At 64.6% G+C, this 23,697-nt stretch carries 23 protein-coding genes; 11 read left to right on the top strand and 12 right to left on the bottom strand.

Translation table 11 applies throughout. The annotated features are described in order from the left end of the window. The first annotated feature begins 22 nt into the window (after positions 1–22). The 5 genes from ABNP31_RS00900 to panB are packed head-to-tail and all read left to right on the top strand — an operon-like array spanning position 23 to position 6,110. Positions 23–1,261 carry an ATP-grasp domain-containing protein gene (locus tag ABNP31_RS00900; RefSeq protein ID WP_085664186.1) on the top strand — a complete coding sequence of 413 codons (1,239 nt, stop codon included), beginning with the start codon at positions 23–25 and terminating at the stop codon, positions 1,259–1,261. Further along, the gene (locus ABNP31_RS00895) at positions 1,258–2,754 is read left to right on the top strand and encodes a hypothetical protein (RefSeq protein ID WP_238067136.1); all 1,497 of its coding nucleotides are present in this window, start codon (positions 1,258–1,260) and stop codon (positions 2,752–2,754) included. The genes ABNP31_RS00900 and ABNP31_RS00895 overlap by 4 nt, the downstream gene beginning before the upstream one ends. Before the next feature lie 2 nt (positions 2,755–2,756). Beyond that, entirely contained in the window at positions 2,757–4,013 is a 1,257-nt protein-coding gene (locus ABNP31_RS00890) for a methylaspartate mutase (protein ID WP_085664188.1), read from the top strand. After that, a complete protein-coding gene (locus ABNP31_RS00885; protein WP_085664189.1) occupies positions 3,994–5,247 on the top strand; it encodes an ATP-grasp domain-containing protein in 1,254 nt (417 codons plus the stop codon). Before ABNP31_RS00890 ends, ABNP31_RS00885 begins: the two co-directional genes overlap by 20 nt. A 47-nt stretch (positions 5,248–5,294) precedes the next feature. After that, the gene (gene panB / locus ABNP31_RS00880; protein WP_085664190.1) at positions 5,295–6,110 is read left to right on the top strand and encodes a 3-methyl-2-oxobutanoate hydroxymethyltransferase; all 816 of its coding nucleotides are present in this window, start codon (positions 5,295–5,297) and stop codon (positions 6,108–6,110) included. Here panB and ABNP31_RS00875 read toward each other — a convergent pair. Then, complete coding sequence (locus ABNP31_RS00875) at positions 6,098–7,507, bottom strand: PLP-dependent aminotransferase family protein (RefSeq protein ID WP_085664191.1); 1,410 nt, start codon at positions 7,505–7,507, stop codon at positions 6,098–6,100. The two genes, panB and ABNP31_RS00875, sit on opposite strands and share 13 nt — an antisense overlap. 270 nt (positions 7,508–7,777) lie before the next feature. Between ABNP31_RS00875 and ABNP31_RS00870 the strand changes: the two genes are divergently transcribed. After that, positions 7,778–9,508, top strand: a complete 1,731-nt coding sequence (locus tag ABNP31_RS00870) for a dipeptidase (protein ID WP_085664192.1) — start codon at positions 7,778–7,780, stop codon at positions 9,506–9,508. A gap of 213 nt (positions 9,509–9,721) precedes the next feature. After that, complete coding sequence (locus ABNP31_RS00865; RefSeq protein ID WP_025337291.1) at positions 9,722–10,159, top strand: CBS domain-containing protein; 438 nt, start codon at positions 9,722–9,724, stop codon at positions 10,157–10,159. A gap of 6 nt (positions 10,160–10,165) precedes the next feature. On the opposite strand, the gene ABNP31_RS00860 is transcribed toward ABNP31_RS00865, so the two are convergent. From ABNP31_RS00860 to ABNP31_RS00850, 3 genes are all read right to left on the bottom strand, one after another. Further along, positions 10,166–10,804 (bottom strand): NADH:ubiquinone oxidoreductase subunit N, encoded by a 639-nt coding sequence (locus tag ABNP31_RS00860; RefSeq protein ID WP_075044293.1) that lies wholly within the window; start codon positions 10,802–10,804, stop codon positions 10,166–10,168. Positions 10,805–10,873: 69 nt separating this feature from the next. Next, entirely contained in the window at positions 10,874–11,116 is a 243-nt protein-coding gene (locus tag ABNP31_RS00855) for a DUF2789 domain-containing protein (RefSeq protein WP_350012908.1), read from the bottom strand. A gap of 60 nt (positions 11,117–11,176) precedes the next feature. After that, positions 11,177–11,635 (bottom strand): aminoacyl-tRNA deacylase, encoded by a 459-nt coding sequence (locus ABNP31_RS00850; protein WP_003260230.1) that lies wholly within the window; start codon positions 11,633–11,635, stop codon positions 11,177–11,179. Positions 11,636–11,733: 98 nt separating this feature from the next. Between ABNP31_RS00850 and ABNP31_RS00845 the strand changes: the two genes are divergently transcribed. Both ABNP31_RS00845 and ABNP31_RS00840 read left to right on the top strand, forming a co-directional pair. Next, positions 11,734–13,080, top strand: coding sequence for an NfeD family protein (locus tag ABNP31_RS00845; RefSeq protein ID WP_085664193.1), 1,347 nt, complete (start codon positions 11,734–11,736; stop codon positions 13,078–13,080). Positions 13,081–13,082: 2 nt separating this feature from the next. Continuing rightward, complete coding sequence (locus tag ABNP31_RS00840; RefSeq protein ID WP_025337287.1) at positions 13,083–13,835, top strand: slipin family protein; 753 nt, start codon at positions 13,083–13,085, stop codon at positions 13,833–13,835. Positions 13,836–13,907: 72 nt separating this feature from the next. Here the strand turns inward: ABNP31_RS00840 and ABNP31_RS00835 are convergent, their stop codons facing one another. The 3 genes from ABNP31_RS00835 to abc-f form a co-directional block, all read right to left on the bottom strand. Next, positions 13,908–14,540, bottom strand: coding sequence for a LysE family transporter (locus ABNP31_RS00835; RefSeq protein WP_046616418.1), 633 nt, complete (start codon positions 14,538–14,540; stop codon positions 13,908–13,910). Between the two features lie 199 nt (positions 14,541–14,739). Further along, a complete protein-coding gene (locus ABNP31_RS00830; RefSeq protein ID WP_085664194.1) occupies positions 14,740–15,327 on the bottom strand; it encodes a mechanosensitive ion channel family protein in 588 nt (195 codons plus the stop codon). Next, positions 15,327–17,237 carry a ribosomal protection-like ABC-F family protein gene (abc-f, locus tag ABNP31_RS00825; RefSeq protein ID WP_085664195.1) on the bottom strand — a complete coding sequence of 637 codons (1,911 nt, stop codon included), beginning with the start codon at positions 17,235–17,237 and terminating at the stop codon, positions 15,327–15,329. Before abc-f ends, ABNP31_RS00830 begins: the two co-directional genes overlap by 1 nt. A 50-nt stretch (positions 17,238–17,287) precedes the next feature. Here abc-f and ABNP31_RS00820 point away from each other — a divergent pair, with 50 nt between their 5' ends. After that, positions 17,288–17,770 (top strand): TIGR02444 family protein, encoded by a 483-nt coding sequence (locus tag ABNP31_RS00820; RefSeq protein WP_238067133.1) that lies wholly within the window; start codon positions 17,288–17,290, stop codon positions 17,768–17,770. Here the strand turns inward: ABNP31_RS00820 and ABNP31_RS00815 are convergent. Continuing rightward, entirely contained in the window at positions 17,746–18,873 is a 1,128-nt protein-coding gene (locus ABNP31_RS00815; protein ID WP_238067132.1) for an AlgP family protein, read from the bottom strand. The two genes, ABNP31_RS00820 and ABNP31_RS00815, sit on opposite strands and share 25 nt — an antisense overlap. Before the next feature lie 380 nt (positions 18,874–19,253). Between ABNP31_RS00815 and ABNP31_RS00810 the strand changes: the two genes are divergently transcribed. After that, a complete protein-coding gene (locus ABNP31_RS00810; RefSeq protein ID WP_238067131.1) occupies positions 19,254–19,892 on the top strand; it encodes an FKBP-type peptidyl-prolyl cis-trans isomerase in 639 nt (212 codons plus the stop codon). 9 nt (positions 19,893–19,901) lie between these two features. On the opposite strand, the gene rsd is transcribed toward ABNP31_RS00810, so the two are convergent. The 4 genes from rsd to ABNP31_RS00790 all read right to left on the bottom strand — a co-directional run bounded on the left by rsd (position 19,902) and on the right by ABNP31_RS00790 (position 23,666). Then, positions 19,902–20,372, bottom strand: a complete 471-nt coding sequence (gene rsd, locus ABNP31_RS00805) for a sigma D regulator (RefSeq protein WP_085664198.1) — start codon at positions 20,370–20,372, stop codon at positions 19,902–19,904. Positions 20,373–20,602: 230 nt separating this feature from the next. Next, positions 20,603–21,109: a disulfide bond formation protein B gene (locus ABNP31_RS00800; protein ID WP_085664199.1), complete on the bottom strand. Its 507-nt coding sequence runs from the start codon at positions 21,107–21,109 to the stop codon at positions 20,603–20,605. A gap of 221 nt (positions 21,110–21,330) precedes the next feature. Then, complete coding sequence (locus ABNP31_RS00795; RefSeq protein WP_015268543.1) at positions 21,331–22,569, bottom strand: heme biosynthesis protein HemY; 1,239 nt, start codon at positions 22,567–22,569, stop codon at positions 21,331–21,333. Further along, positions 22,566–23,666, bottom strand: a complete 1,101-nt coding sequence (locus tag ABNP31_RS00790; protein ID WP_084785108.1) for a uroporphyrinogen-III C-methyltransferase — start codon at positions 23,664–23,666, stop codon at positions 22,566–22,568. The genes ABNP31_RS00795 and ABNP31_RS00790 overlap by 4 nt, the downstream gene beginning before the upstream one ends. Positions 23,667–23,697: the final 31 nt, after the last annotated feature.

The raw sequence follows: 23,697 nt of genomic DNA, 5'->3' as shown, positions 1-23,697 counted from the left end.
TGCCCGAACAAGGAACGAACCCATGCATATCGTGATCGTCAACCGCTGGCCGCGCTTCCACGACGGCCAGCGCTGGGACAACGAACTGACCCGCTACGAAGCCTTCTTCGATCACCATGCCCACCGCATCAGTTATGTGGTCGACGGCCCCGGCGCGCTCGGCGTGCTGACGCCACGCGAGCAGATCGCCCACATGGTGCAGGTCGAGGACGTAAACCAGTACCCACAGTTGCTGGCCGCAGTGACTGAAGTGATCGAACGGGTCGGCCCGGTCGACCTGCTGATCGCGTTGTCCGAATTCACCCTCGAAATCGCCGCCCAGGTGCGCCAGGCACTGAACATTCCGGGCCATGGGCCGGACGAAGTGGGGGTGTACCGCGACAAGGCGCGGATGAAACACGTGCTGCAAGAGCATGGCCTGGCCGTGCCGGCCTTCACTCGCTGCCATAGCCTGGAACACACCCTGAACTTCGCCAACGCAACCGGCTACCCGCTGATCGTCAAGCCGGTGGACGGCGCCGCCAGCATCGGCGTGGTGCGGGTCGATGACGAGCGCCAGCTGCTGGCCGCGCTCGACGGCGTCGACCTGGCGCGCCACGAAGTGGAGGCCTTCGTCGAGGGCCAGGTATACCACGTCGACGGCTACACCGACGCTACCGGTCAGGTGCCGTTCCAGGCCGTGTCGCGCTACCTCAACAGTTGTCTGGACTTCGCCCGGCACCAGCCGTTGGGCTCGGTGTTGCTGCAAGCCTCGCCGTTGCGTACGCGCATCGCCGACTTCAGTCGCCAGTGCCTGCAGGCGCTGGGGCTGCGCGACACCGCGTTCCACCTGGAACTGTTCGTGTGCGAGGACGGTCGCCTGGTATTCCTGGAAGTGGGTGCGCGGGTTGGCGGCAGCGAGGTGCCACACCTGATCAACCAGGTGTTCGGCGTCAATCTCTATGAGCATTGGCTGAAGAACCTGCTCGGCGAGCCTGCCACCCTGCCCGGCCAGGACAGCGACCCCAGCGGCGGCTGGCTGATCATCCCCAAGCCGCGGCAACTGCCGTGCACAGTGCTCGAGGCACCGTCGCAGCGCACCCAGGTCGCTTCGCTTTGGCGCGAGTTGCTGCCCCAGCCCGGCGAAGTGCTGGAGGTCGGCGGCGGCTACGACGCGCTGCAGGGCGGACGTTTCATTTTCACCGGTAGCGACCAGGCCGGCATCGAGCGAGACATCCGACATGTCATCGAACACTACCGCCTGGAGACGCAACCAGCATGAACCACGCCGCACGTACCGAACACGACGACGCCGCGCTGCTGGCCCGGCTCACCCCTTACCTGAGCGACAACGACCAGAACGCCGTGCGCGTGTTCGGCGAACGCCTGATCGAGGCCGCCGGAGGCCTGGAAGGCCTGGCCGACTACCGCCTGATGGTCGCCTACGGCGGCGGCAAGGACAGCTCCTATACCGTGTCGCTGCTGCGTGCGACCCAGCTGCACCTGGCCATCACCCATGGTCGCACCTTCCACCTGCGTATCGCCAACATGCGTCATGCCGGGGTGGCCGACGCGGTGATGGCCAACATCGATCGGGTCTACCATGCCCTGGCGCTGTACGGCGACGCACGGGTCGAGATGCTGGTGGTCGACCACCGGCAGATCCGCCCGTTCGAACGCCACCTGCCCTTCCCCGGCCAGGTGAAGGCGATGAACCGCTTCGACGTGCTGATGAACGGCCACCGCACCGCCGGCGACGGTCGCCCGACCTTCTGCAACAGCTGCAACCTTGCGGTGGCCGACTTCTTTGGCCGCGCCGCCTGGTGGCAGGGTGGCGTCGACGCGGTGGTCACCGGCGACTCGCGCAAGGAACAGAAGCACTACTTCACCTGGATCATGCGCCTGGCCGAACGCCTGGGGCTGAACGTCGAGGCCTGCCGCCGCCAAGGCTTTCGCGGGCTGCTGCAGGCGCTGGACGGTATCGCCCAGGCCTACTTCATCGAACTGCTCGGCGAAGGCTTCGACGCCGCACTTGACGAGCGTCGGGTCAGTACCGGCAACGCCGGCGGGGAACCTGCGTTCATCAGCATCTACGACCTGGTGAGCTACCGGGTCGACGACCACTGGGAGCTGATCACCGAGTTCCTCGGCTTCCGTTTCGAGGAGCTGGCATTCAGCTTCACCGAGTCGGACTGCGCCAACCCGATGCTCATGGCCCATCTGCGCGGGCTCAAGGCCGAGCAGGTGCAAGGACGCAGCTACGATGATGGCCTGGCCGAATACCTGGAACTGGCCCAGGCCTTGATGCGCAAGAAGGAAATGCCCGATCGTCTTATCGAGCTGGCCCTGGCGCCCTATGCCGGCGCCGCAGGCATGGCCAACCGGCGCGCCCTGGCCGACAGCTTCGCCCGCTCGGCTTTTGACCTCGACGAAGAGCAGCTTGTCTGCATGCAGTTCTCGCCCTTCGTCAGCCATGGCCGTGACCTGGCGCTATACCTGAGCCTGCGTCATCCTCAGATTGTCGGGCGGCTGGAGGACTTGCACGCGCTGCTTGACGGCCAGGCCGAGGACGAGATGCTCGGCCAATGGCTTGGTGAGGTCAGCGGCCTGCCGCTGGCGGCATTGCGCAGCCTTTACCGGCACGCGCCCATCGATTTCGACAGCGATACCTCGCTGATCGCCCGAGTGCGCGCCGGCGACCCGCACAAGGGGCGGATCGTGCGTCACGATCCGATCACCGGTGAACAGGTGGTCGAACTGGTGTCAGGGCGTTGACCATGGCCAGCACGAATACCAGCCACTTCCAGCGCTTCATCGAACGCGCCCGCGAGCGCAGGCAGCTTGTGGTGCAGCCGCGCATGGGTTTCGCCGACATCCCCAGCATGCGTGCTGGCCTGGAGGCCGTGGCCCGCCAACCGGACGCCCTGGGCACCATCACCCTCGACAGCTACACCCGTGTCGGCGATTACCAGAGCGCCCTGCGCTGCCTCAACGACGGCAGCCCGCTCAATGGCTTTCCCATCGTCAGCCACCCGCTGGAAGCCCTGCGCGGCATGCTCGACGGCCTCTACAGCGAGCACTTTCCGATCCAGGTACGCCATGGCACGGCCCAGCCGCAGAACATCTTCAAGCGCATGGCCGCAGTTGGCCTGGATGCCACCGAAGGCGGCCCTGTGTCCTACTGCATGCCCTACAGTCGCTTGCCGCTGCTGCGTGCGGTGGACGCCTGGGGACAAAGCTGCCGTGCGCTGGCCGAGGGCACCGCGCATGGCCATATCGAGAGCTTCGGCGGCTGCCTGCTGGGTCAGTTATGCCCACCCTCGATGCTGCTGGCGGTCGGCCTGCTCGAAACCATGTTCTTTCGCCAGTACGGCATCCGCAGCGTGTCGCTGAGCTATGCCCAGGGCACCAGCATGGCCCAGGACCAAGGCGCGCTGCGCGCCTTGCGCCAGTTGGCGGCGCACTACTTGGGCGATATCCATTGGCACGTGGTGGTGTACACCTACATGGGCGTGTTCCCCTGTACCGAACATGGCGCCCGCCGGTTGATCGTCGACAGCGCCCGCCTGGCACAGGCCACCGGTTGCGAACGGCTGATCGTCAAGACCGTGGCCGAAGCCCGACAGATTCCCTCGGTGCGCGACAACCTTCAGGCGCTGGACATGGCCAGCAGCAGCGCGGCGCAGGCACCAGCGGCGCTCGATCCTGCCAACCAGGGCTATTACGAGGAAATCCTGATGGAAACCAGGCAACTGGTCGACGCCGTGCTCGACCTGCACGCCGACCTGGGCATTGCGCTGCTGCAGGCCTTCGCCCGAGGTTTGCTGGATATTCCCTACTGCCTGCACTCCGACAACGCCGGCCGCGCCACCACCCTGATCGACGACCACGGTGCGCTGCGCTGGGCCACCCTGGGCGGCCTGCCGCTTGCGCGTAGCCACGCGGCAGGCAACGCCGAACACGGCGTGCGCGCCGACCAACTGTTCCAGATGCTGCACTACATGGTGAACCGTTATGACCAACCCTTGCATTGAACCGGGCCAGCGCCCACTGGTACTGGTGGACGCCTACTCCACCGGGGCCTTTCTCGCTCGTGCCCTGGCCGAGCACCGTCCGCTGCTGCACGTGAGCTCGCGACGGGACATGCCGGCCGCCTTCGCCGCCAGCTGCCCGCAGGCCCTGTTCGCCCAGCGCTACCAACTGCACGAGGTCGGCTTCGAGCCACTGTGTCAGGTGCTGGCGGCCCAGCACCCCGAAGCCGTGCTGACCGGCAGCGAGTTCGGCGTTGAGCTGGCCGATCGCCTGGCCGCCACCCTTGGTCTGCCGGGCAACGACCCGGCGCTGTCGGCAGCGCGCCGCGACAAGGCGCTGATGGCCGAGCAGGTGGCCGCCGCAGGTCTGCCGGTGGCAGCGCAATTGCGCACCGGCAGTGCCGAGCAGGCCTGCGCCTGGTTCCAGGCCCAGGGTCCGCGGCCGGTGGTGGTCAAGCCGCTGGACAGCGCTGGCTCCGACCAGGTGTTCATCTGCCGCAACGCCAGCCAGGTCCGCGATGCCGCCGACGCTATCCTCGGCGGCACCAACCTGATGATGTGCGACAACCATGAAGTGCTGGTGCAGGAGTACCTCGAAGGGGACGAGTACGTGATCAACACCGTCAGCCACCAAGGCCGGCACTGGCTCAGCGATGCCTGGCGCTGCACCAAGACCCTGAGCGAGGATGGGCGAAAGATCTACGACAGCGAATACCTGCTGGCCCCCGACGACCCGTGGCTGGAGGCCCTGGTCGGCTATGTCGAGGGCGTGCTCGATGCCCTGGCTATCGGTGAGGGTCCGGCACATACCGAGGTGATCCTCACCGCCGCCGGGCCACGCTTGCTGGAAACCGGCGCGCGCCTGTCCGGCCTGGCCAACCCACCCGCCCTGCAGGCTGCCACCGGCGCCGACCAGGTCAGCCTGACCGTCGAGGCATGCCTGACCCCAGCGCGCCTGCTGCAGCGCCCACGGCGCTATCGCCAGCTGCAGGCGGCCTGCACCCTCAACCTGATCGCCCGCGGCCAGGGTCGCTTCGACCTGGGCCGGGTAACCTCGCACCTCGACCAGCTGGCCTCTTACCACAGCGCCCGCTGGCGTTTCAGCGACGGCCGCGCCCTGGCGCCGACCGTCGACCTCAACAGTTCGCCGGGGGCCGTGTTCATGGTCCATCCGCAACCTGACCGCATCCGCCAGGACCAACTCGCCTGGCGGACGTGGGAGCAAGACTGGCTGTAACCGGGAGCCCCGATTACCGGGGCCGTTTCACCACTAAGGAGACACTGATGAGCACGCATATCCGTAACGGACGAATGACTGTCCCGCAACTGGTGGCCATGAAAGGCCGTCAGAAGATCGTCTCGCTGACGGCATACTCCAGCGCGATTGCCCAGGTAATCGACCCCGTGGTCGACTTCATCCTGGTCGGTGACTCCACCGCGATGGTCGGCTACGGACGCAGTTCTACTCTGGGCATGCGCCTGGACGAGACCATCGCCCATACCCGCGCGGTGGTCGACAGCACGCGCCTGGCCTGCGTGATCGCCGACATGCCGTTCGGCAGCTATCAGGAGAGCCCCGAGCAGGCGTTTCGCAACTGCGCCGAGGTGCTTGCCCGTACCGGCTGCGCCGGGGTGAAACTGGAAGTCAACCAGGTGCTGGCCGGCACCGTGGAATTTCTGGTGGAACGCGGTGTGCCGGTGATGGCGCACATCGGCCTGATGCCGCAGTTCGTCAACGTCATGGGCGGCTACAAGGCCCAGGGCATGAGCTCGGAAAGCGGCGCAGCATTGATGGCCGATGCACGCGCCAACCTGCGGGCGGGCGCCTTCGCGCTGCTGCTCGAAGGCGTCGCCGAGCCGGTGGCCCGGGCCATAACCGAGGCCAGCGACAAGCCAACCATCGGTATCGGCGCCTCCCCGACCTGCGATGGCCAGGTGCTGGTCACCGAGGACCTGCTGGGCTTGGGGGGTGAGCATGTGCCACGGTTCGTCAAGCAGTACGCCGATGTCGCCGGTGTGATTCGCAAGGCCTGCACGCACTTCGCAGACGAGGTGCGTGACGGCACCTTCCCGACGCTTGAGCACTGCTACGGCGTCTGAGCCTCGTCCTGGATCGCCTTGACCAGGCGCTGCAGCGCCTGGGGAATGTCCTTGCTCCAGTCCAGCGTGTAGCACAAGCGCAGATGGCTGCGCCACAGGCCCCGCTGACTGAAGATTTCCCCGGGCGCGATGACGATGCGCTGGCTCAGCAGGCGCTGGAATACCCGGCGCATTTCCACCGGCCGGGTCGCTTCCAGCCACAGGCTGGCCCCGCCCTGGGGCGCGACCCAGCGCAGGCAACCTTGGCCGTGGAGCTCCAGCAGGCCCTGCATGTGCTGCATGCGTTCGCGCAGCATGGCGCGTAGCAACTGCAAGTGCTGGTCAACCCGGCGGGTGGTGTACATCTTGGCGATGGCCTTCTGGCGTATCGGCGATAGGCGGAAGGCACGTTCCAGAAACAGCTGCTGCAACTGCTCGGTTTGGCGCCGACACAGCAGGTATCCATAGGGCGCCTCGGATCCGATGACTTTGTCGAGCGTGGAAAACACCAGCAAGCGGTTGGGGTCGGCGAAGTCACGATAGCGGGCCGGCGAGGCCTCAAAGCAGAACTCGCCGTAGCCATCGTTCTCGAACAGCCACACATCCCGCTCGGCCAGCCAGCGGGAGATCTGCCGCTTGTCCGCGGCCGGCATCAACCCGCCCTGGGGCACATTGGTGGCCGACGACAGCACCGCCAGGCGCACGGGCTGGGCATGCAGCAACTGACGGAACTGCTCCAGGTCGAAACGGCCGTCGGCGCGCAATGGCACCTCGACGATGGTCATGCGCGCAGCCAGCAACTGCCGCAGCACCGCCCAGGAACAAGGCGACTCGACCAGCGCCACCTGGCCTTCCAAGCCCAGGGCGCGCAACGACAGCTCGAGGATGCTGCGCAGGTCCGAGCCGATGAACACATGCTCGGCATGCCAGTAGCGCTGGGGCGAGCGAGTGTAGCGGTCGGCCAGCACACCGCGCAGCTCCGGCTCGCCGAACGGCTGGTACAGCGGCGCATGGGAGCGGGGGTACTGGCGCGCCAGTTCACGCTCGATCATCAGCAGCGGTTTCTCCAGCGACAGCAGCATGGCCGGCGCGTCGCTGCTCAGGGCCAGCATGCCGGGCTGGCGGGCGCTGGAAAACACCGTATCGAGCAGGCTGGGTGAACATTCGCCGTGCAGCGGCGCCTTGCTGGCTCGGGTGAAATAACCGAGCCTGGGCCTCGCGTATACCCGGCCCTCGTCTTCGAGCAGCGAATAGGCGTACTTGGTGGAGGACACCGACACGTTCAGGCGCTGGGCCAGCTGGCGCAACGACGGCAGGCGCTGTTCAACGTCCGACGGTGAGGCCTCGATCCAATCGAGCAGGTACCGGTACACGGCCTGGTAGGTGTAGTGGGACTTGGTGTTGTTGTCTGCTTCCATACTCACGGGGTCACTTGTGAAAAAGCGCAGGCACAGGTTACACGCGAATCCCGCGCGCTGCGCTACGCCCCGGGCTGTAGGTATGAACCTTGCTCAGGACGGGACAGAAGCACAGAAAGGCCCCGGCAACTCGCCCGGGGCTTTTTCGTTTGTGCGACATGTCGCGTTTCTGGCACTCCCGTGCCACGGGTCATTGGTGTTAGCGTGGGCGTCTTCCCGTTTCCCGACGGGTAACCCACAACAATGATTGGCGAAGGAATGCGCACAACCATGCACCTGAAAAAACTTACCGCCACCACCCTGCTGCTGGCCAGCATCGGCCTGTTCACCCAACCGGCACAGGCCAACCTTACCCAGCAGCAGTCCGCGGCCATTGTCAAAGCCTTCGACGGCAGCGACCCAAGCGACTTCAAGCAGTTCCTCGGCAAGCTCAAAGGCAGCGACCTGGCCAAGGCCGACAACCTCGCGGCAACCCTGGATGCCTACCTGGCCGGCAAGCCACTGGCCGCCGAGCAGCAGAACGAGATCAACCGCCTGCTCGGCCTGTATACCCGCATCAAGTACGGCAAGGCTGCCAGCGAAACCCTGCGTGAACTGGTGGCCATCCCCACCTTCAACGTCGAAGGCACGCCGCAGCACGAGAACCCCGAGTTCCTCAGGATCGCCGACAAGATCAAGGCCCTGGCCGACAGCTTCGGCCTGGCTTTCCGCAATATCGACAACAGGGTGTACGAGATTTCGCTGGGCAGCGGCAAGGAAGTGGTCGGCATCCATGCCCACGCCGACGTAGTGCCGGTCAACCCGGACAACTGGAAGCTGGCCGATGGCACGCGCCTGGACCCGTTCAAGGTCACCCTGGTCGGTGACCGCATGTACGGCCGCGGCACCGAAGACGACAAGAACGGCATTGTCGTGGCGATGTACGCGCTGAAAGTGGCCAAGGACGAGAACCTGCCGCTGGCTCGCCAGTTCAAGCTGCTGATCGACACCACTGAAGAAACCAGCGGTGATGCCATCCCCTACTACTTCGAACGCAACCCCACGCCCGACTACAACCTGGCCCTCGATGGCGGCTACCCGGTGGTCATCGCCGAGAAAGGCTACGGCACGATCATGGCCAGCTTCAGCAAGCGCCAGGCCAGTGGCAAGGGTGCCGAGATCGTCAACCTGACCGGCGGCCTGGCCACCAACCAGATCCCGACAACCTCGGTCGCGACCTTGGTCACCGACAACCCGGCGAAGCTGGCCAGCCAGCTGGAAAAAGCCGGCGCCGATTACGTGAAGCGCAATGGCGGCGACTTCAGCATCGCCGCCAAGGCCGATGGCAAGCAGGTGTTGCTCACCGTGACCGGCGTGTCCGCCCACTCTTCGGAGCCGGAGTCCGGGGTCAACCCGGTGGCGCGCATGCTTGGTTTCATCAACGGCCTGGGCAAGGATGTGCCGCTCAAGCACAACCACTTCACCGATGCCGCCCGCTATGCCACCGACAACTGGGGCCTGGACTACCTGGGCAACAAGCTCGGCGTGGCCTTCAAGGATTCGTTCATGGGCCCGCTGACCGCCTCGCTGACCTTTGTCGGGGTGGATGAAAAAGGCCTGAAACTGGCGGTGAACCTGCGCATTCCGAAAGGCAAGCCAATTGCCACGATCAAGGACGAACTGGCTGACAAGCTGGGCAAATGGACCCGGCAGAGCCATACCTCGGTGGCCTTCGACTACAGCCTGGACGAGCCGATGTACCGCAACCCCGAGGGCGAATGGGTCAAGGCCTTGCTTGATGTGGCCACCGAGAACCTGGGCATGAAGCACGAGTTCGGTACCTCGGCGGGTGCCACCTCGGTACACGACTTGCCTAACGGCGTGCAGTTCGGCCTGGCCATGCCGGATGTGAAGTACACCGGGCACAACGACAACGAGTTCAAGACCGTTGAGCAGTTCATGCTGGACTTGCAGGTGGTGAGCGAGATGGTGGCGCGGATCGGGCAGATGCCGAAGCTCTGAGCCAACTCTACCGGCCTCTTCGCGGGCACGCCCGCTCCCACAGGAATTACGCAACCTGTGGGAGCGGGCATGCCCGCGAGGAGGCCGGCACAGGCGACCGCTCATGACGTTTTTCAATCGACTCGATGCCGTTTCCTGCATTGCCGTGCAGAGCGCCGTGCCGGATGCTTTATTTACTCCGAGACATCGCTTTTTTCACCCGCAGAGGCCCGTATGAAGACCGTCGAACAAATCCTCAAGACCAAGTCCCAGCACCAGACCGTGTACACCATCGGCCCGGATGACTCGGTACTCGACGCCCTGAAGCTGCTGGCGGAGAAAAACGTCGGTGCGCTACCGGTGGTCGAGGCCAACCAGGTAGTGGGTATCGTCAGTGAACGGGACTATGCGCGCAAACTGGTGCTGAAGGGCCGCTCGTCCGCCGCCACCCCTGTGCGCGAGATCATGAGTGCGCCGGTGGTCACCGTGGAACCGAAGCAGAACCTCGAGTACTGCATGAACCTGATGACCAACCGCCACCTGCGCCACCTGCCGGTGGTCAGCAATGGCGAGCTGCTCGGCCTGCTGTCGATCGGTGACCTGGTCAAGGAAACCATCGCCGAACAGGCAAACCTGATCCTGAAACTGGAGCAATACATCCGCGGCGAATGAAGCACCTCAGTGGTAGGCGCGCTCCAGCTCGTCCAGCTGATGGTCGAAACTGCGCAGGCGCGCCGACCAGGTGTACACCAGCACTTCCAGGTCCCGGTTGAGCACGGCGGTGTTGCCATGGCCGCTGCGGGTCGGCTCTCCCACATCCAGCTGGTAGCGTTCACGGGCCATGGCCTGGGCCACGCTGGACAGGTCGCGGGCATTGGCCAGCCAGTGGTGATGGTGGTCATGAATTTCGCGATCGAGCAAGCGGCACTGGCGTTTCAGGGCATCCAGGCTCTGCTCCAGCGGCGTGCCCTTGAGCTCGCCCATGACCTCTTCGAAGGTGCGCCCCGAATGCCAGTAGCTGCCCCAGAAGTAACGGTCGAACACCGTCTCGACGCGGCGTAGCGCGACCTTGGTGTTCCAGATGGTCAGCAACGTTCGCCCCTGCACCACCTCACGCTTGTTCAGGTGCAGTTGCTGCCAGGCGATCCAGGCCAGCGCCACCAGTGCAACCGCCACAGTGACAGCGGCAGCGGCATACAGGAAATGCACCGCCTGGTTCATCTGTTGCGTTTGCCGTATGCCGTAGAAATAACTGGCCGTCAACGTGCCCAGGATCGTCACGGAGCACCAGAAGCCTGGTGCGTAGGGATCTTTCATCGCGCTATCCCCTTGTTGTTTTCCTGAGCATAGCAACGGCCAATCACTCGTCAGGCACCACTCGGCGCTTTATTTTTTGCTTGGATGCAGCGCCTCGTTCAGTTGGTCGATCATCGGAATCCAGTCGTCATCAGCGATGTACTTCTCTTTCAGAAAAGCGCGCTGTGAATCGTTCCAGAAAGGCGCGTCAACCAGCTTTATATCGTCGTCGAGCGGCGAATGGGTGGTGATGAAACGGTCGATATCGACCGGGTCGTCAGACAGCCCCAGCTGTTTGAAAATCTCGGACAAAGGATGAATCGGGTTATCCATGGTTCCTCCTCGTCGCCAGACCGGTCGTCGACGATGCCGGCCCGGCATGGGTTGAGAGCATCAGCTGAGCTCACGCACTTCGGCGCGCGGCACCAGCTTCAGATATTGCTCCATGCTCATGTGGATCAGGTGATCGTGATCACCCGCCTCCAGATAGACATCGCCTTGGCGGGTAAGACTCGAATCAAGCAGCATCTTTATCTGGTAGGCATCGCCAAGCGCCGGTACGGCACCGCGCTCGCAGTCGCCGAACAGGCTCGGCAGGCCGCTTTCACGGGTCAGTTGCCAGGCCCCGGACATGCGTACCTTGGTCATGTCCAGATGCCGGTTGGCCGGTAGCACGGCCATGATGTAGTTGCCATGACGGTCATCGAGCATCACCGACTTGGCGACCCGCTCGGCGGGCACGCCGGCCGTACGGGCCGACTCCAGGCTGGTGGCCGAATGTGGATGGGGAATGATGTCGTAATCGCAGTTGGCCTTGTCCAGGCGATCCTGCAGGGTCTTTGCCATACGCATGATGCACCTCCGGTTTCGCCCCCCAATTTCCAATTTTAGGTCGGGTACCAGCAGGCAGGGCTAAACTTGTGCAATAGAGGCAAACGAGGTGACGACAGGTGATCACCCGCTGCTGGCGCTGGCTGTTGCTGCTGTTGCTGCTTGGTATCACGCCAGGCGGCTGGGCAGCGCCCGGTACAGTATGGGTGCTGGGCATCGATGACGCCATCGGCCCGGCCAGCGCCGACTACCTGGTGCGCAGCCTCGACCAGGCCAAGGCGCAGGGTGCGCAACTGGTGGTTATCCGCATGGACACCCCGGGCGGGCTGGACAGCGCCATGCGCCAGATGATCAAGGCGATTCTCGCCAGCCCCGTGCCGGTCGCAACCTTCGTCGCCCCCAGTGGTGCCCGCGCCGCCAGCGCTGGCACTTATATCCTCTATGCCAGCCATGTCGCGGCCATGGCGCCCGGTACCAACCTGGGCGCCGCAACCCCCGTGCAGATAGGCGCCCCGCCAGGCACGCCCAAGGACGACAAGGCCAAAGGCAGCGATGACGAAACCCTCGCGCGCAAGCAGGTCAACGATGCGGCAGCCTACATTCGTGGCCTGGCGCAGCTGCGCGGGCGCAATGCCGACTGGGCGGAGAAGGCTGTGCGCGAGGCGGTCAGCCTGTCCGCCAGCGAGGCCTTGCGGCTCGACGTGATCGACCTGGTGGCCGATGACCTGCCCGACCTGCTGCGCAAGCTCGATGGCAAAACGCTCACTGTCGCTGGCCAGCCCCAGCAGCTGCAGACTGCCGGCGCCAGCCTGGTCGAGCACCTGCCGGACTGGCGCACACGGGTGCTGGCGGTCATCACCAACCCCAGCGTGGCGCTGATCCTGATCATGATCGGTGTGTACGGCCTGCTGTTCGAGTTCATGAACCCCGGCTCGACGGTAGGCGGCGTGGTCGGCGGCATCTGCCTGCTGCTGGCGCTGTATGCCCTGCAGCTGTTGCCCGTGAGCTTCGCCGGGGTGGCGCTGATATTGCTCGGCATCGCCTTCATGATCGCCGAAGCCTTCCTGCCCAGTTTCGGCGTGGTCGGCTTTGGCGGCATCGTCGCCTTCGTGGTCGGCGCGCTGATCCTGATCGACACCGATGCCCCTGGTTTCGGCATCCCGCTGGCCCTGATCGGCACCTTGGCGGTGCTCTCGGCGCTGCTGATCGGCGGTGTGCTGGGCATGGCCCTCAAGGCCCGCCGACGGGCGCTGGTCAGCGGTGACGCCGGCCTGGTCGGCAGCCTGGTCACCGTCACCCAAGTGATGGCGGGCAACCCGTTCTGTGGCTTTGTGCTGGCCCAGGGCGAGCAATGGCAGGCGCAGTGTGCAACGCCACTGCAAGCGGGCCAGAACGTGCGGGTGACCGCGCGCCATGGCGTCATGCTGGAAGTGAGCGCCGCCGCGCCCGCGGCGCAAGGAGAATGACCATGTTCATGCAATTGGGCTTCGGCGCGGTGCTGATCGTGCTGGCGATGCTGTTGCTGTCGGCATTCCGCATCCTGCGCGAGTACGAGCGCGGCGTGGTGTTCCAGCTGGGGCGCTTCTGGCAGGTGAAGGGGCCGGGGCTGATCCTGTTGATTCCGGTGATCCAGCAAATGGTGCGGGTCGACCTGCGCACCGTGGTGCTGGATGTACCACCGCAGGATGTGATCACCCGCGACAACGTCTCGGTCAAGGTCAACGCCGTGGTCTACTTCCGCGTGCTCGACCCGCAGAAGGCGATCATCCAGGTCGAGGACTTCCTCGTGGCGACCAGCCAGCTGGCCCAGACCACGCTGCGCGCGGTGCTCGGCAAGCACGAACTGGATGAACTGTTGGCCGAACGCGAGCAGCTGAACTCGGACATTCGCCAGGTGCTGGATGCACAGACCGATGCCTGGGGCATCAAGGTGGCAAACGTCGAGATCAAGCACGTCGACCTCAACGAATCGATGGTGCGTGCCATTGCCCGCCAGGCCGAGGCCGAGCGTGAACGACGGGCCAAGGTGATCCATGCCGAGGGTGAGTTGCAGGCGTCGGAGAAATTGATGCAGGCGGCGCAGATGCTGAGCAAGGAGCCGGGGGCGATGCAGTTGCGTTACATGCAGACGCTGGGGACGATTGCGGGGGACAAGAGCTCGACCATCGTCTTTCCGCTGCCGGTGGATTTGCTCAAGGGGTTGGTGGACAAGCAGAAATAGCAAAGGCCGCCATGCGATCCCTGTAGGAGCGGCCTTGTGTCGCGATGGGCTGCAAAGCAGCCCCCGGGCCTATCAGACTGGCGCGCGGCGCAGGGTCGCCAGGAAGGTGGCCGCACCAATGAACAACCCGGCGAACGTCCGGTTCAAACGCTTCTGCTGCTTGGGCGTACGCAGCAAGCGCAAAACCCGCGCAGCCAACCCGGTGTACCCCGCCATCACCAGCATGTCCACGGTGACCATGGTCACGGTGATCGCCACATACTGCGGCAACAGCGGTTCATGCGGGTTGATGAACTGCGGCAGCACCGCCAGCATGAACACCAGTGCCTTGGGGTTGCTGACGTTGACCAGGAAGCCACGGAACACCAGGCTCAGCGGTTTACCGATAGGGCGCACGGCGGATTCATCGCTCATGTCCATCGGCAAGGCTCGCCATTGCTTGTAGGCCAGGTAGACAAGGTAGGCGACGCCGAACCATTTGATGATCTGGAAGGCCGTGGCCGAGGCGGCCAGGATGGCGCCGACGCCGGCGGCGATGATGGCGATCTGCACGATCAGGCCCAGTTGCAGGCCCAGGGCGTTCCAGTAACCACGCCAGAAGCCGTATTGCAGGCCGCTGGACATCGAGGCAATCGCCCCGGCACCGGGTGAAAGGCTGATCACCCAACAGGCGGCAAAGAAGCCCAACCACACTTCCATCGACATCACACACCTCGCTCGAACATATGTTGCAAAACGTTAAGCTAAGGTGTTGGTGAAAAAATAACCAGCGATTTCTGAAGGATTTGTATTGCCTGTGCTGGCCTCTTCGCGGGTGAACCCGCTCCCACAGGTATCGCGCTGTCCCCAAGGGCTGCGGAACTCCTGTGGGAGCGGGTTTACCCGCGAAGAGGCCGGTGCAGGTTCAGTCAGCCTCGGCGGACGACTCTTTTTGCATGGACTGCACCTCAGCCCCGCGCCAGCGCCGTACCGACTTCTGGAAGAACTGGCTATTGGGCACCTGCACCAGCGCCCCGCCCGCCTCGGGCATTTCCATCAGGGTGGTGAACAGCAGGTTGATGGCAATCACCCGGCCCTTGACGCCCGGCTTGTCCAGGGTGTCGACCAGTTCGACCACGTCACCAATACGAAACGGCCCGACGGTGAAGATCAGCACCGCGCAAAGCAGGTTGGACAGCACACTCCACATGGCGAAGAAGGCCACCGCCGCCACCGCGACGAAGCCGGACAGTGCTGTCCACAGCACAGTCGCCGATACACCCAGGCGCTCCAGCACAAACAGCAACGCGCTGCCCATGATCAGCCAGCGCAGGCCGCCACGCACCGGCACCAGCAGTTCCGGCGGCAACGGGTAACGCTGGCCCAGGCGGCTCAGCCCGCGTGCAACGATGCGCTGCAGGACGAAGGCCGCTACCAGGATCAACAGGATCTGCAAGCCCAGCCAGAAGGTGTCCATCCATTGCCCTGGCAGCAGCGAACGCAGTTCCTCCATCAGGACAGCGCCTCGAGCTCGGCCTGCATGCTTTCGAGGGTTTCCAGCGCTTCCATCCAGGCCTCTTCCAGTTCGCCTTCGCGCTGTTTCAGCTTGGTCTGGCGCGCCAGCAGGTCACGCAACTCGTCCTTGCGCGACGCGTCGTAGAGGCCACCATCACCCAGCGCGGTCTCGATCTCGGCCAGTTGCGCGTGCACCTGGTTGAGCTCGGCTTCCAGCTTGTCAGCGGCCTTCTTGTGCGGGGCCAGTTGCTGGCGCAAGGCTGCGGCAGCCTGGCGTTGGGCCTTCTTGTCGGTCTTGTCCGGGTTGACCGGGGCGGTACTGGCCGGCGCGCTGCGCTGGCGGTACTCGACCAGCCAGCGGCTGTAGTCGTCCAGGTCACCATCGAAGATGTCGACCTTGCCGTCAGCCACCAACAGGAAGTCGTCGGTAGTGCTCTTGAGCAGATGGCGGTCGTGCGACACCACCACCACGGCACCGGCAAACTCCTGCAGGGCCATGGTCAGCGCCAGGCGCATTTCCAGGTCGAGGTGGTTGGTCGGTTCGTCGAGCAGCAGCAGGTTCGGTCGCTCCCAGGCGATCAGGGCCAACGCCAGGCGGGCCTTCTCGCCACCGGAGAAGTTCACCACCGGCTCGTCGACGCGATCGCCATGGAAGTCGAAGCCGCCCAGGAAGTCGCGCAGGGTCTGCTCACGCTCGGTGGGGGCAATGCGCTGCAGGTGCAGTAGCGGGCTGGCCTTGTCGTCCAGCGAATCCAACTGGTGCTGGGCGAAGTAGCCCACGGCCAGGTTCTCACCCCGCACCAGGCGACCCGACAATGGTTCGAGCTCGCCTGCGAGGTTCTTGATCAGGGTCGACTTGCCAGCGCCGTTGGGGCCGAGCAGGCCAATGCGCGCACCGGGGGTGAGCTGCAGCTTGACCTTGTCGAGGATCGCCTTGTCACCGTAGCCCAGGCGGCCTTCGGACAGGCTGAGCAGCGGGCTGGAGATTTTCTGCGACTCGCGGAAAACGAAGTCGAACGGCGAATCGACATGCGCCGCCGATAGCTCCTCCATGCGCTCCAGGGCCTTGATCCGGCTCTGTGCCTGGCGGGCCTTGGTGGCCTGGGCCTTGAAGCGGGCAATGTACTTTTCCATGTGCGCACGCTGGGCCTGCTGTTTCTCGTAGGCCTGCTGCTGTTGCGCCAGGCGCTCGGCCCGGGTGCGCTCGAAGGCGGTGTAGCCGCCTTTGTACAGGTTCAGCTTGCGCTGCTCGACGTGCAGCACATGGTCGACCACGGCATCGAGGAAGTCGCGGTCGTGGGAGATCAGCAACAACGTGCCGGGGTAGCCCTTGAGCCAGTCCTCCAGCCACAGGATAGCGTCCAGGTCCAGGTGGTTGGTGGGCTCGTCAAGCAGCAGCAGGTCGGACGGGCACATCAGGGCCTGGGCCAGGTTCAGGCGCATCCGCCAGCCACCGGAGAAGTCGCCGACGCGGCGGTCCATCTGTTCGTTGGTGAAACCAAGGCCGGCCAGCAACTTGCGTGCGCGGGCGTCGGCGGTATAGCCGTCGGCGCTATCCAGCTCAATGTGCAGGCGCGCCAGGGCGGTACCGTCGTGGGCCTGCTCGGCCGCGGCCAGTTCGGCCTGGACCTTGCGCAGGCGCACGTCACCGTCGAGCACATAGTCCACGGCCAGGCGGTCGAGGGTATCGACTTCCTGGCGCATGTGGGCGATGCGCCAGTCACCGGGCAGCTGGCAATCGCCGGCATCGGGCGACAGCTCACCGCGCAGCAAGGCGAACAGGCTGGATTTTCCGGCGCCGTTGGCGCCGATCAGGCCGGCCTTGTGACCGGTGTGCAGGGTCATCTCGGCGCCTTCTAGCAAGCGCTGCGGACCACGCTGTAAAGTGAGGTTGGATAGTCTGATCATGATGGTCGCGGAGTCTACCAGCTTCCTCGGCCCATAGCGCGAGTGGAACCATGCACACCGACCTGTGGAATCACGCCCTGGCCCTGTACGCCAGGCCCGGCGTAGAAGCCGCCTGCCTAGACCTGCAGGCGCTGGGTGGCGATGTCTGTCTGCTGCTGTGCGCAACCTGGTTGCAGGCACGTGGCGTGGCCGTGCGGGACGATCGCGTACAGGCATTGTGCGAGGTTACCGAGCCCTGGCAGCGCGAAGTGGTCAACCCGTTACGTAGCTTGCGCCAACAGTGGCGAGCAGCAGCGCAAGGTGATGCGCAGCTGGCGGCGCTGCGTGAGCAGGTGAAGGGGTTGGAGTTACAGGCCGAGAAAGCCTTGCTGGAACGCTTGCAGGAGCGTTCGCGACAGTGGCCGGTGGGCGCCCATGAGCCCATGGAAAACTGGCTGGACCGGCTGGCGCCGGCCCAGGCCCGCCACCACGACGCGCTGGTTCGGTTGCGCGTCGCGGCGGCAGCGCTTCAGGACGCCGAAGACGGTGCCTGAGCCGGGGTGCTAGCAGGTGCCGATGGCGCTACCGAAGCTGTCGGGGTGGCCAAGTTGGTCGCGGCGGCAGGAGTGCTGGCGGCTGGCGTAGCCGGTTTGGCTTCGGCTGGCTTGCTGGCAACAGGCTTCGCAGCTGCTGGCTTGGCGGCGGGTTTGGCGGCCGTACGTGCTGGGGCCTTGGCGGCAGCTGGTTTCGCGGCCGGCTTGGCAGCAGCGGCTTTGGCTGGCGTTTTGGCTGCCGCTGGCTTGGCTGCAGGTTTAGCGGCTGCGGTGGCTTTGGCTGCTGGCTTGGCTGCAGGTTTGGCAGCAGCAGTGGCCTTGGCGGCTGGCTTGGCCGCAGGTTTGGCAGCAGCAGTGGCCTTGGCGGCTGGCTTGGCCGCAGGTTTGGCAGCAGCAGTGGCCTTGGCGGCTGGCTTGGCCGCAGGTTTGGCAGCAGCAGTGGCCTTGGCAGCCGGCTTGGCCGCAGGTTTGGCAGCAGCAGTGGCCTTGGCGGCTGGCTTGGCTGCAGGTTTGGCAGCAGCAGTGGCCTTGGCAGCCGGCTTGGCTGCAGGTTTGGCAGCAGCAGTGGCCTTGGCGGCTGGCTTGGCGGCTGGCTTGGCCGCAGGTTTGGCAGCAGTGGCATTGGCGGCCGGCTTGGCTGCAGGTTTGGCCGTAGCAGCCTTGGTGACAGGTTTGGCGGCTGCCGGTTTGGAGGTCTTGGCAGCACGCTGGTCAAGCGCCTTGGCTGCAGCTTCGCGAACCTTGCCTACACCTTGGGCCAGCTTGAGGCTGTCCTGGGCATCGCGCTTGAGTTGCTGGATATAAGAACGGGTCTGGGATTGACGTTCCTTGAGGGAGTCGAGCAATTCTTCAAGTTCGCCAATGACTTTTTGCGCCTTGGTCTGCGCCTTGGCTTTACCTGCCTTGGCCGCGTCTTGCAGTTTCAGGCGACCGTTGTGCAGTTTTTCCTGGGCCTTGCCACGCTGCTTTTCCAACTTGGCCAGCAGTTTTTCCGCATCAGCCAGCGCTTGCGAGCAGGCATCTTCCAAGTGTTCGAGCAAGCTGCCCGAAAGTTGCTGGAGCAGGTGTAACGGCGTGCTTACTGGCTTCTTTTTAGCCGACATGGTTTACCTCCTGGCTGACGAGATTGCGGCTCATACTATGCTTCTGCTGCTACCGCCGCTAGGGCATGTTGACAGTATTATTTACGCCGCGTTGCATGCCTGGGCAAAGTTGTTATCTTGCAGCTCCGAGCAAGTGTAGTTGCTGAATAAATCATTGCTGATATTTGGCAATTATCTGTACTGCGCAGCCCGCTGCAGGAGCGGCCTTGTGTCGCGATGGGGCGCAGAGCGGCCCCCGGTGTCAGCGCCAGGGCAAATATCGCCGGGGCTGCTCCGCAGCCCTTTCGCGACACAAGGCCGCTCCTACAGCGGGCGTAAAAAGGCGAATACAAATAACGAACACTGGCATACTTCCCCGCTCATTGGCGCAGGAACTGACCATGCCTCGATATCTTGTTTTAGGTTTATGCCTGCTGGCACCCATCGCCTTGGCTGACAGCGAAGAACATGACCTCGCCTACAGTATCGGCGCCAGCCTGGGTGAGCGGCTGCGCCAGGATATGCCGGGCCTGCAACTGGATGCGCTGGTAGAAGGCCTGCGCCAGTCCTACCAGGGGCAACCGCTGAAACTCGACAAGGCACGCATGCAGGCCTTGCTCCAGCAGCAGGAAGCCCAGGAAGGCGACGCCGCCATGCAGAAACTTCAAGCTGCCGAAACACGCTTCATGGCCATCGAGCGTGGTCGTTATGGCGTGCACGAACTACCGGAGGGCGTGCTCTACAGCGAACTGCAAGCAGGTACGGGTGCGCAGCCCAAAGCCGGTGGCAAGGTGCAAGTGCGCTACGTGGGCAGTCTGCCAGACGGCTCGGTGTTCGACCAGAACCAGACGCCCCAGTGGTTCAGCCTGGACTCGGTAATCGAAGGGTGGCAGGTGGCCTTGCCAAAGATGCACACCGGCGCCAAATGGCGCCTGGTGATTCCCTCAGCGCAAGCTTATGGCGCCGAGGGCGCGGGCGACCTGATCGAACCCTATACACCCTTGGTGTTCGAGATCGAACTGCTGGCGGTTGGCGACTGACGCCAACCCTCAGGCCTGGACCGCGCCTTCTTCCTTGTGCGCGTTGTGCAACACTTCGATCAGGCAGTCTTCCAGTTCGAAGCGCTCGTGCAGCAGGCCACCCAGCTTGCCCAGCTTTTCGGCAAAGCGTTCGGTGTCCTTGCATTCACCCTTGGCGCAATGGTCATTGAAGGCCAGTGCGATCTGAGTACTGTCGTTGATCCGTGGGTTGATCTCTTCGGCCAGCTTCAGCGCCTTCTCGTCGCCGAAGGCCTTGGCCTCACTGACCAGCTGCTCGCAGACTTCGAAATGCCACGCCGAAACGTAGTCGACAAGGAGCGTGCAAAACTCCCCGTTCGTGTCCTTGTCGGCGAAGGCCGGCTTGGCAACCCGCAGCGCGCGGAAAGCCTGCACCAGTTCCTGGCGCTCCTCCAGCCAGCGGTCGATCAGTTTGTGAACCCCACCCCAGCGTTCCTGAGCGTTCTGACAACTATCGAGCATGGCGATCTCTTCCCTTCTGGGTAGATGCCGCTGCACCTCGCACCACGACCGTGCAGCACAAAGGTGACATCAGCAGGCGGCATCGAGCAGTTGTGTTTTCGGTATGCGTGCTGGGAGATTATTCCCGCGCGTGCTGCCCTTCAAGGTACGCAGCGGACAAAGTTCATACAAGTGTTTAATACCCTGTTACACGGCCATTGGTCGTGCCAATGGCGCAACCTTGCGCCAGGTCATGTTCTCGCTAGGGTGCGGAAACGATACGCCAGCAGGCAACTCAAGGGCAGCACCGCCAGCAGCAGGAAGGCCAGCAGGCTCCACTCGGGCAGGGTCAGGTCGAGAAAGCTCCAGGTCAGCGAGTTGCAATCCGGTCCGCCGAACAACAATTGCCGTGCCGCCTCGCCCCAGGATTGCTCGAACAGCCGCCCGAGCGGCACCGGGCAGACCGGGATGGCCCCGTCATCCCCTTGCAACCAGACATGTCGCGCTGCCAGCAACGCCCCGGCCAGCGAACAGCCCAGCGTCGCCCGCGCGTAACAGCGAATGCCCGCCGTACCCGGTGCCTGCAGCACTGCCGCCAGGCACAGCAGCGCGTACACGCCAAGCAGCAGCCGCTGGCTGAAACACAATGGGCAGGGCACCAGCCCGAGGACGCTTTCCAGGTGGAAGGACGCGGCCAGTACCGCCAATGCAGCAAGACAGGCAGGTAGGAAAAAGGTGCGCAAACGGGCCGGCAACATGGGCGGTGAAGGTCCCGGGATAATGAAGTGGCCTGAAACGGTAGAGGAAAGACGCGCTTTGTTTCAAGGCGCGACAGCAACGACAAGTCGCTGAATCGCGAAGGAAATTTCCAACTATGCAGTAGGAAACGTCTGAAGAAATGGATTGCAGATCTAACTTACATCGAGAGAAAGGTTACCCGCCCCCAAGGCCCGCGCCTTTGCGCGGGCCCTGGGGTAGGTCAGGCGCGTACGCCTTCGGGCAAAGGCAGGGCTAGCAGGCGCTCGTCCAGCAGGCCGAGGCCCTCCTGGAACAGCTGGTTGCTGCGCTCGGTCTCGCCAAGGCCAGCGAGCAGGCGCGCCAGCTCGGCACAGGCTTCGGGGTTGCGCTCCATGCGCAGGCTGCTTTCCAGGTAGTCGCGCGCCTTGCCCCACAGGCGGTTCTGTAAGCTCAGACGGCCCAGGGTAAGCAGCAGGCTGGCATCTTGCGGGTGGGCCTTGAGCCAACCTTCGGCTGTTTGCAGCTGGCGCGCCGGGTCATCGCCGCGCACCAGGCCGTACAGGCGGGCCAGGTGGCTTTCGTATTCACGCTTGAGGGCGGTACGCAGCACTTGTTCGGCTTCGCTCTGGGCACCCACCTGGCGCAATTGCTCGGCATAGGCCAGCACCAGCTGTGGCTCCTGGCGCTGGGCTGCGGTCAGTTGCTGCCAGGCGCGCTCCAGGGCCTGACGGGCACTTTGCGCATCCTCGCCACGGGTGGTGGCCAGGCTCAGGTTCTGGCCCCAGGCACGTTGCTCCAGGGCAGCCAGCTCGGCGGCTGGCAGCACCTTGCCCTTGCGCAGGTCGGGCAGCAGGCGGATCAATGCCGACCAGTCGCCGCGCTCCAGGTGCAGGCGCTGCAGCAGGCGCAGCACCTGGCCGTTGTGCGGGTGGCGCTCCTGCATGGCCAACAGGGTTTCGAGGGCGCCGTCGCTTTCGCCACGGTCCATCTGCAACTGTGCATGGGTCAGGGCGATAGCCAGTTCCGCTTGCGGCTGGCGCTCCAGGGCACGTTCCAGCAGGTTGTCGCTGTCTTCGGTTCGGCCTTGCTCGTTGGCGGCACGCGCGGCACCGAGGTAGTACAGCAACGGCTGGCGCTCGGCCTCGGCGGCACGGTGCAGATGGCGCTGGGCACTGGCCCAACGGCCCTCGGCGAGGTCCAGCTGGCCCTGCTCGATGGCCAGACGAACGCGCCGGCTGCGATTACGCCGCGACCACGGGTTGACCACGCCGCTGGAAGTCAGCACCAGGCCGACCAGGTAGCGCACCAGCCACAGCAGCAGCACCACAACCAGCAAGCCGGCCAGGGCCGCCCACAGCCCCGACTGGTAGCGGAAGCTGCCATAGGAAATCAGCACGTAGCCGCTGTGCTTGGCGACCGCAATACCCAGCGCCGCGGCGACCACGATCGCCAGCACGGCCAGCAGGTAGACACGCTTCATGGCTTGCCCCCTTCAGCCTCGGCCGGCAGGTGGCGGCGCTGTATATAGGCCTGCACTGCGGCCAGGCTTTCGCTGAGGTCGGGGGTAACCACCGACACCGGCTGTTCGGCCAGGGCGTTGAGGCTGTCAAGCATGGCCTTGCTTTGCGGGTTGTCGGCGTTGAAGTTGGCCAGCAGCACGCTGCGGGCGTCGTCCAGCGCCTGGGTGTACACCTTGCTATCGCCATTGAGCGCTGCCCACTGGGCCTGCTCGATGGTCAGGCTCAGGGCCAGGCGCAGCTGGTTCAGTTGCTGCCCGGCCAGCAGCGGACGCACGTTGTCATCGGCGTTGAAGTCGATCTGGAAGTACTTGGAGATCTCGGCCCACCACTGGGACAGGCGACTGGCGCCGTCACCATCGGCGGTGAGCGCGCCCAAGGCATCGGCATTGGTGTCGAACTCCGGCGACTGGGCGCTGAGTTGCTGCACCAGCTCGCGCTGAGCGGCCAGTTTCAGGAACAGGCCGGTACGGTCCGGTTGCTGGGTGCTGTTGAGCGTGGCCAAGCTGCGCGCCAGTTGCTCACGGGCGGCGAAGGCACCCGGATCGCTCTGCTCGCGCAGGATCTCGTCCGCCCCCTCGACCAAAGCCTTGGCACTGGTGATGTCCTGCAGCGCCGACAGGCGCAGGGTGGCCAGGCGCAGCAGGTGCTCGGCCTCGGCCAGGCGCCATTCCTTGCGGCTTTCGCCCAGTACGGTTTCCAGGCGCTGGCTGAGGCGTTGCTGGTCGCCTTGCAACTGCGCCACCAGGCGGCGGCGGTCTTCCAGCTCGCTGGCCGCCGGCAGGCTGGCCAGCTGCGCGCTGATCTGCTGTTCACGCTGCTGCAGGGCTTCGGCGCGCTGGTTCAGCGCCTCGATGTGCTGGCCCTGGTTGAATTCGCTGCCTTGCAGTTGACGCACCTGCCAGACACCCCAGCCACCTACCGCCACCCCGGCCGCGCCCAACAGCAGGGCCAACGTTGCCAGGCCACTGCCGGAGCGCTTGGCAGGTGGGGTGGTGACGGGTTCCGCCGGCGCCTGTGCCGACGGCTGATCGTTATTGGACAAGACAGTCTCGCTCACGTATCCATCCTTTGCATGGGGGCGCATCGCG

The sequence above is a fragment of the Pseudomonas asiatica genome, from assembly GCF_040214835.1.
Lineage (GTDB): Bacteria > Pseudomonadota > Gammaproteobacteria > Pseudomonadales > Pseudomonadaceae > Aquipseudomonas > Aquipseudomonas putida_Z.
This window is presented reverse-complemented; position numbering and strand designations above follow the sequence as displayed.

Excerpts from the sequence above, each read along its gene's own strand:
- ABNP31_RS00900 (WP_085664186.1), top strand. The coding sequence starts at position 23 with ATGCATATCGTGATCGTCAACCGCTGGCCGCGCTTCCACGACGGCCAG.
- ABNP31_RS00895 (WP_238067136.1), top strand. The coding sequence starts at position 1,258 with ATGAACCACGCCGCACGTACCGAACACGACGACGCCGCGCTGCTGGCC.
- ABNP31_RS00890 (WP_085664188.1), top strand. The coding sequence starts at position 2,757 with ATGGCCAGCACGAATACCAGCCACTTCCAGCGCTTCATCGAACGCGCC.
- ABNP31_RS00885 (WP_085664189.1), top strand. The coding sequence starts at position 3,994 with ATGACCAACCCTTGCATTGAACCGGGCCAGCGCCCACTGGTACTGGTG.
- panB (WP_085664190.1), top strand. The coding sequence starts at position 5,295 with ATGAGCACGCATATCCGTAACGGACGAATGACTGTCCCGCAACTGGTG.
- ABNP31_RS00875 (WP_085664191.1), bottom strand. The coding sequence starts at position 7,507 with ATGGAAGCAGACAACAACACCAAGTCCCACTACACCTACCAGGCCGTG.
- ABNP31_RS00870 (WP_085664192.1), top strand. The coding sequence starts at position 7,778 with ATGCACCTGAAAAAACTTACCGCCACCACCCTGCTGCTGGCCAGCATC.
- ABNP31_RS00865 (WP_025337291.1), top strand. The coding sequence starts at position 9,722 with ATGAAGACCGTCGAACAAATCCTCAAGACCAAGTCCCAGCACCAGACC.
- ABNP31_RS00860 (WP_075044293.1), bottom strand. The coding sequence starts at position 10,804 with ATGAAAGATCCCTACGCACCAGGCTTCTGGTGCTCCGTGACGATCCTG.
- ABNP31_RS00855 (WP_350012908.1), bottom strand. The coding sequence starts at position 11,116 with ATGGATAACCCGATTCATCCTTTGTCCGAGATTTTCAAACAGCTGGGG.
- ABNP31_RS00850 (WP_003260230.1), bottom strand. The coding sequence starts at position 11,635 with ATGCGTATGGCAAAGACCCTGCAGGATCGCCTGGACAAGGCCAACTGC.
- ABNP31_RS00840 (WP_025337287.1), top strand. The coding sequence starts at position 13,083 with ATGTTCATGCAATTGGGCTTCGGCGCGGTGCTGATCGTGCTGGCGATG.
- ABNP31_RS00835 (WP_046616418.1), bottom strand. The coding sequence starts at position 14,540 with ATGTCGATGGAAGTGTGGTTGGGCTTCTTTGCCGCCTGTTGGGTGATC.
- ABNP31_RS00830 (WP_085664194.1), bottom strand. The coding sequence starts at position 15,327 with ATGGAGGAACTGCGTTCGCTGCTGCCAGGGCAATGGATGGACACCTTC.
- abc-f (WP_085664195.1), bottom strand. The coding sequence starts at position 17,237 with ATGATCAGACTATCCAACCTCACTTTACAGCGTGGTCCGCAGCGCTTG.
- ABNP31_RS00820 (WP_238067133.1), top strand. The coding sequence starts at position 17,288 with ATGCACACCGACCTGTGGAATCACGCCCTGGCCCTGTACGCCAGGCCC.
- ABNP31_RS00815 (WP_238067132.1), bottom strand. The coding sequence starts at position 18,873 with ATGTCGGCTAAAAAGAAGCCAGTAAGCACGCCGTTACACCTGCTCCAG.
- ABNP31_RS00810 (WP_238067131.1), top strand. The coding sequence starts at position 19,254 with ATGCCTCGATATCTTGTTTTAGGTTTATGCCTGCTGGCACCCATCGCC.
- rsd (WP_085664198.1), bottom strand. The coding sequence starts at position 20,372 with ATGCTCGATAGTTGTCAGAACGCTCAGGAACGCTGGGGTGGGGTTCAC.
- ABNP31_RS00800 (WP_085664199.1), bottom strand. The coding sequence starts at position 21,109 with ATGTTGCCGGCCCGTTTGCGCACCTTTTTCCTACCTGCCTGTCTTGCT.
- ABNP31_RS00795 (WP_015268543.1), bottom strand. The coding sequence starts at position 22,569 with ATGAAGCGTGTCTACCTGCTGGCCGTGCTGGCGATCGTGGTCGCCGCG.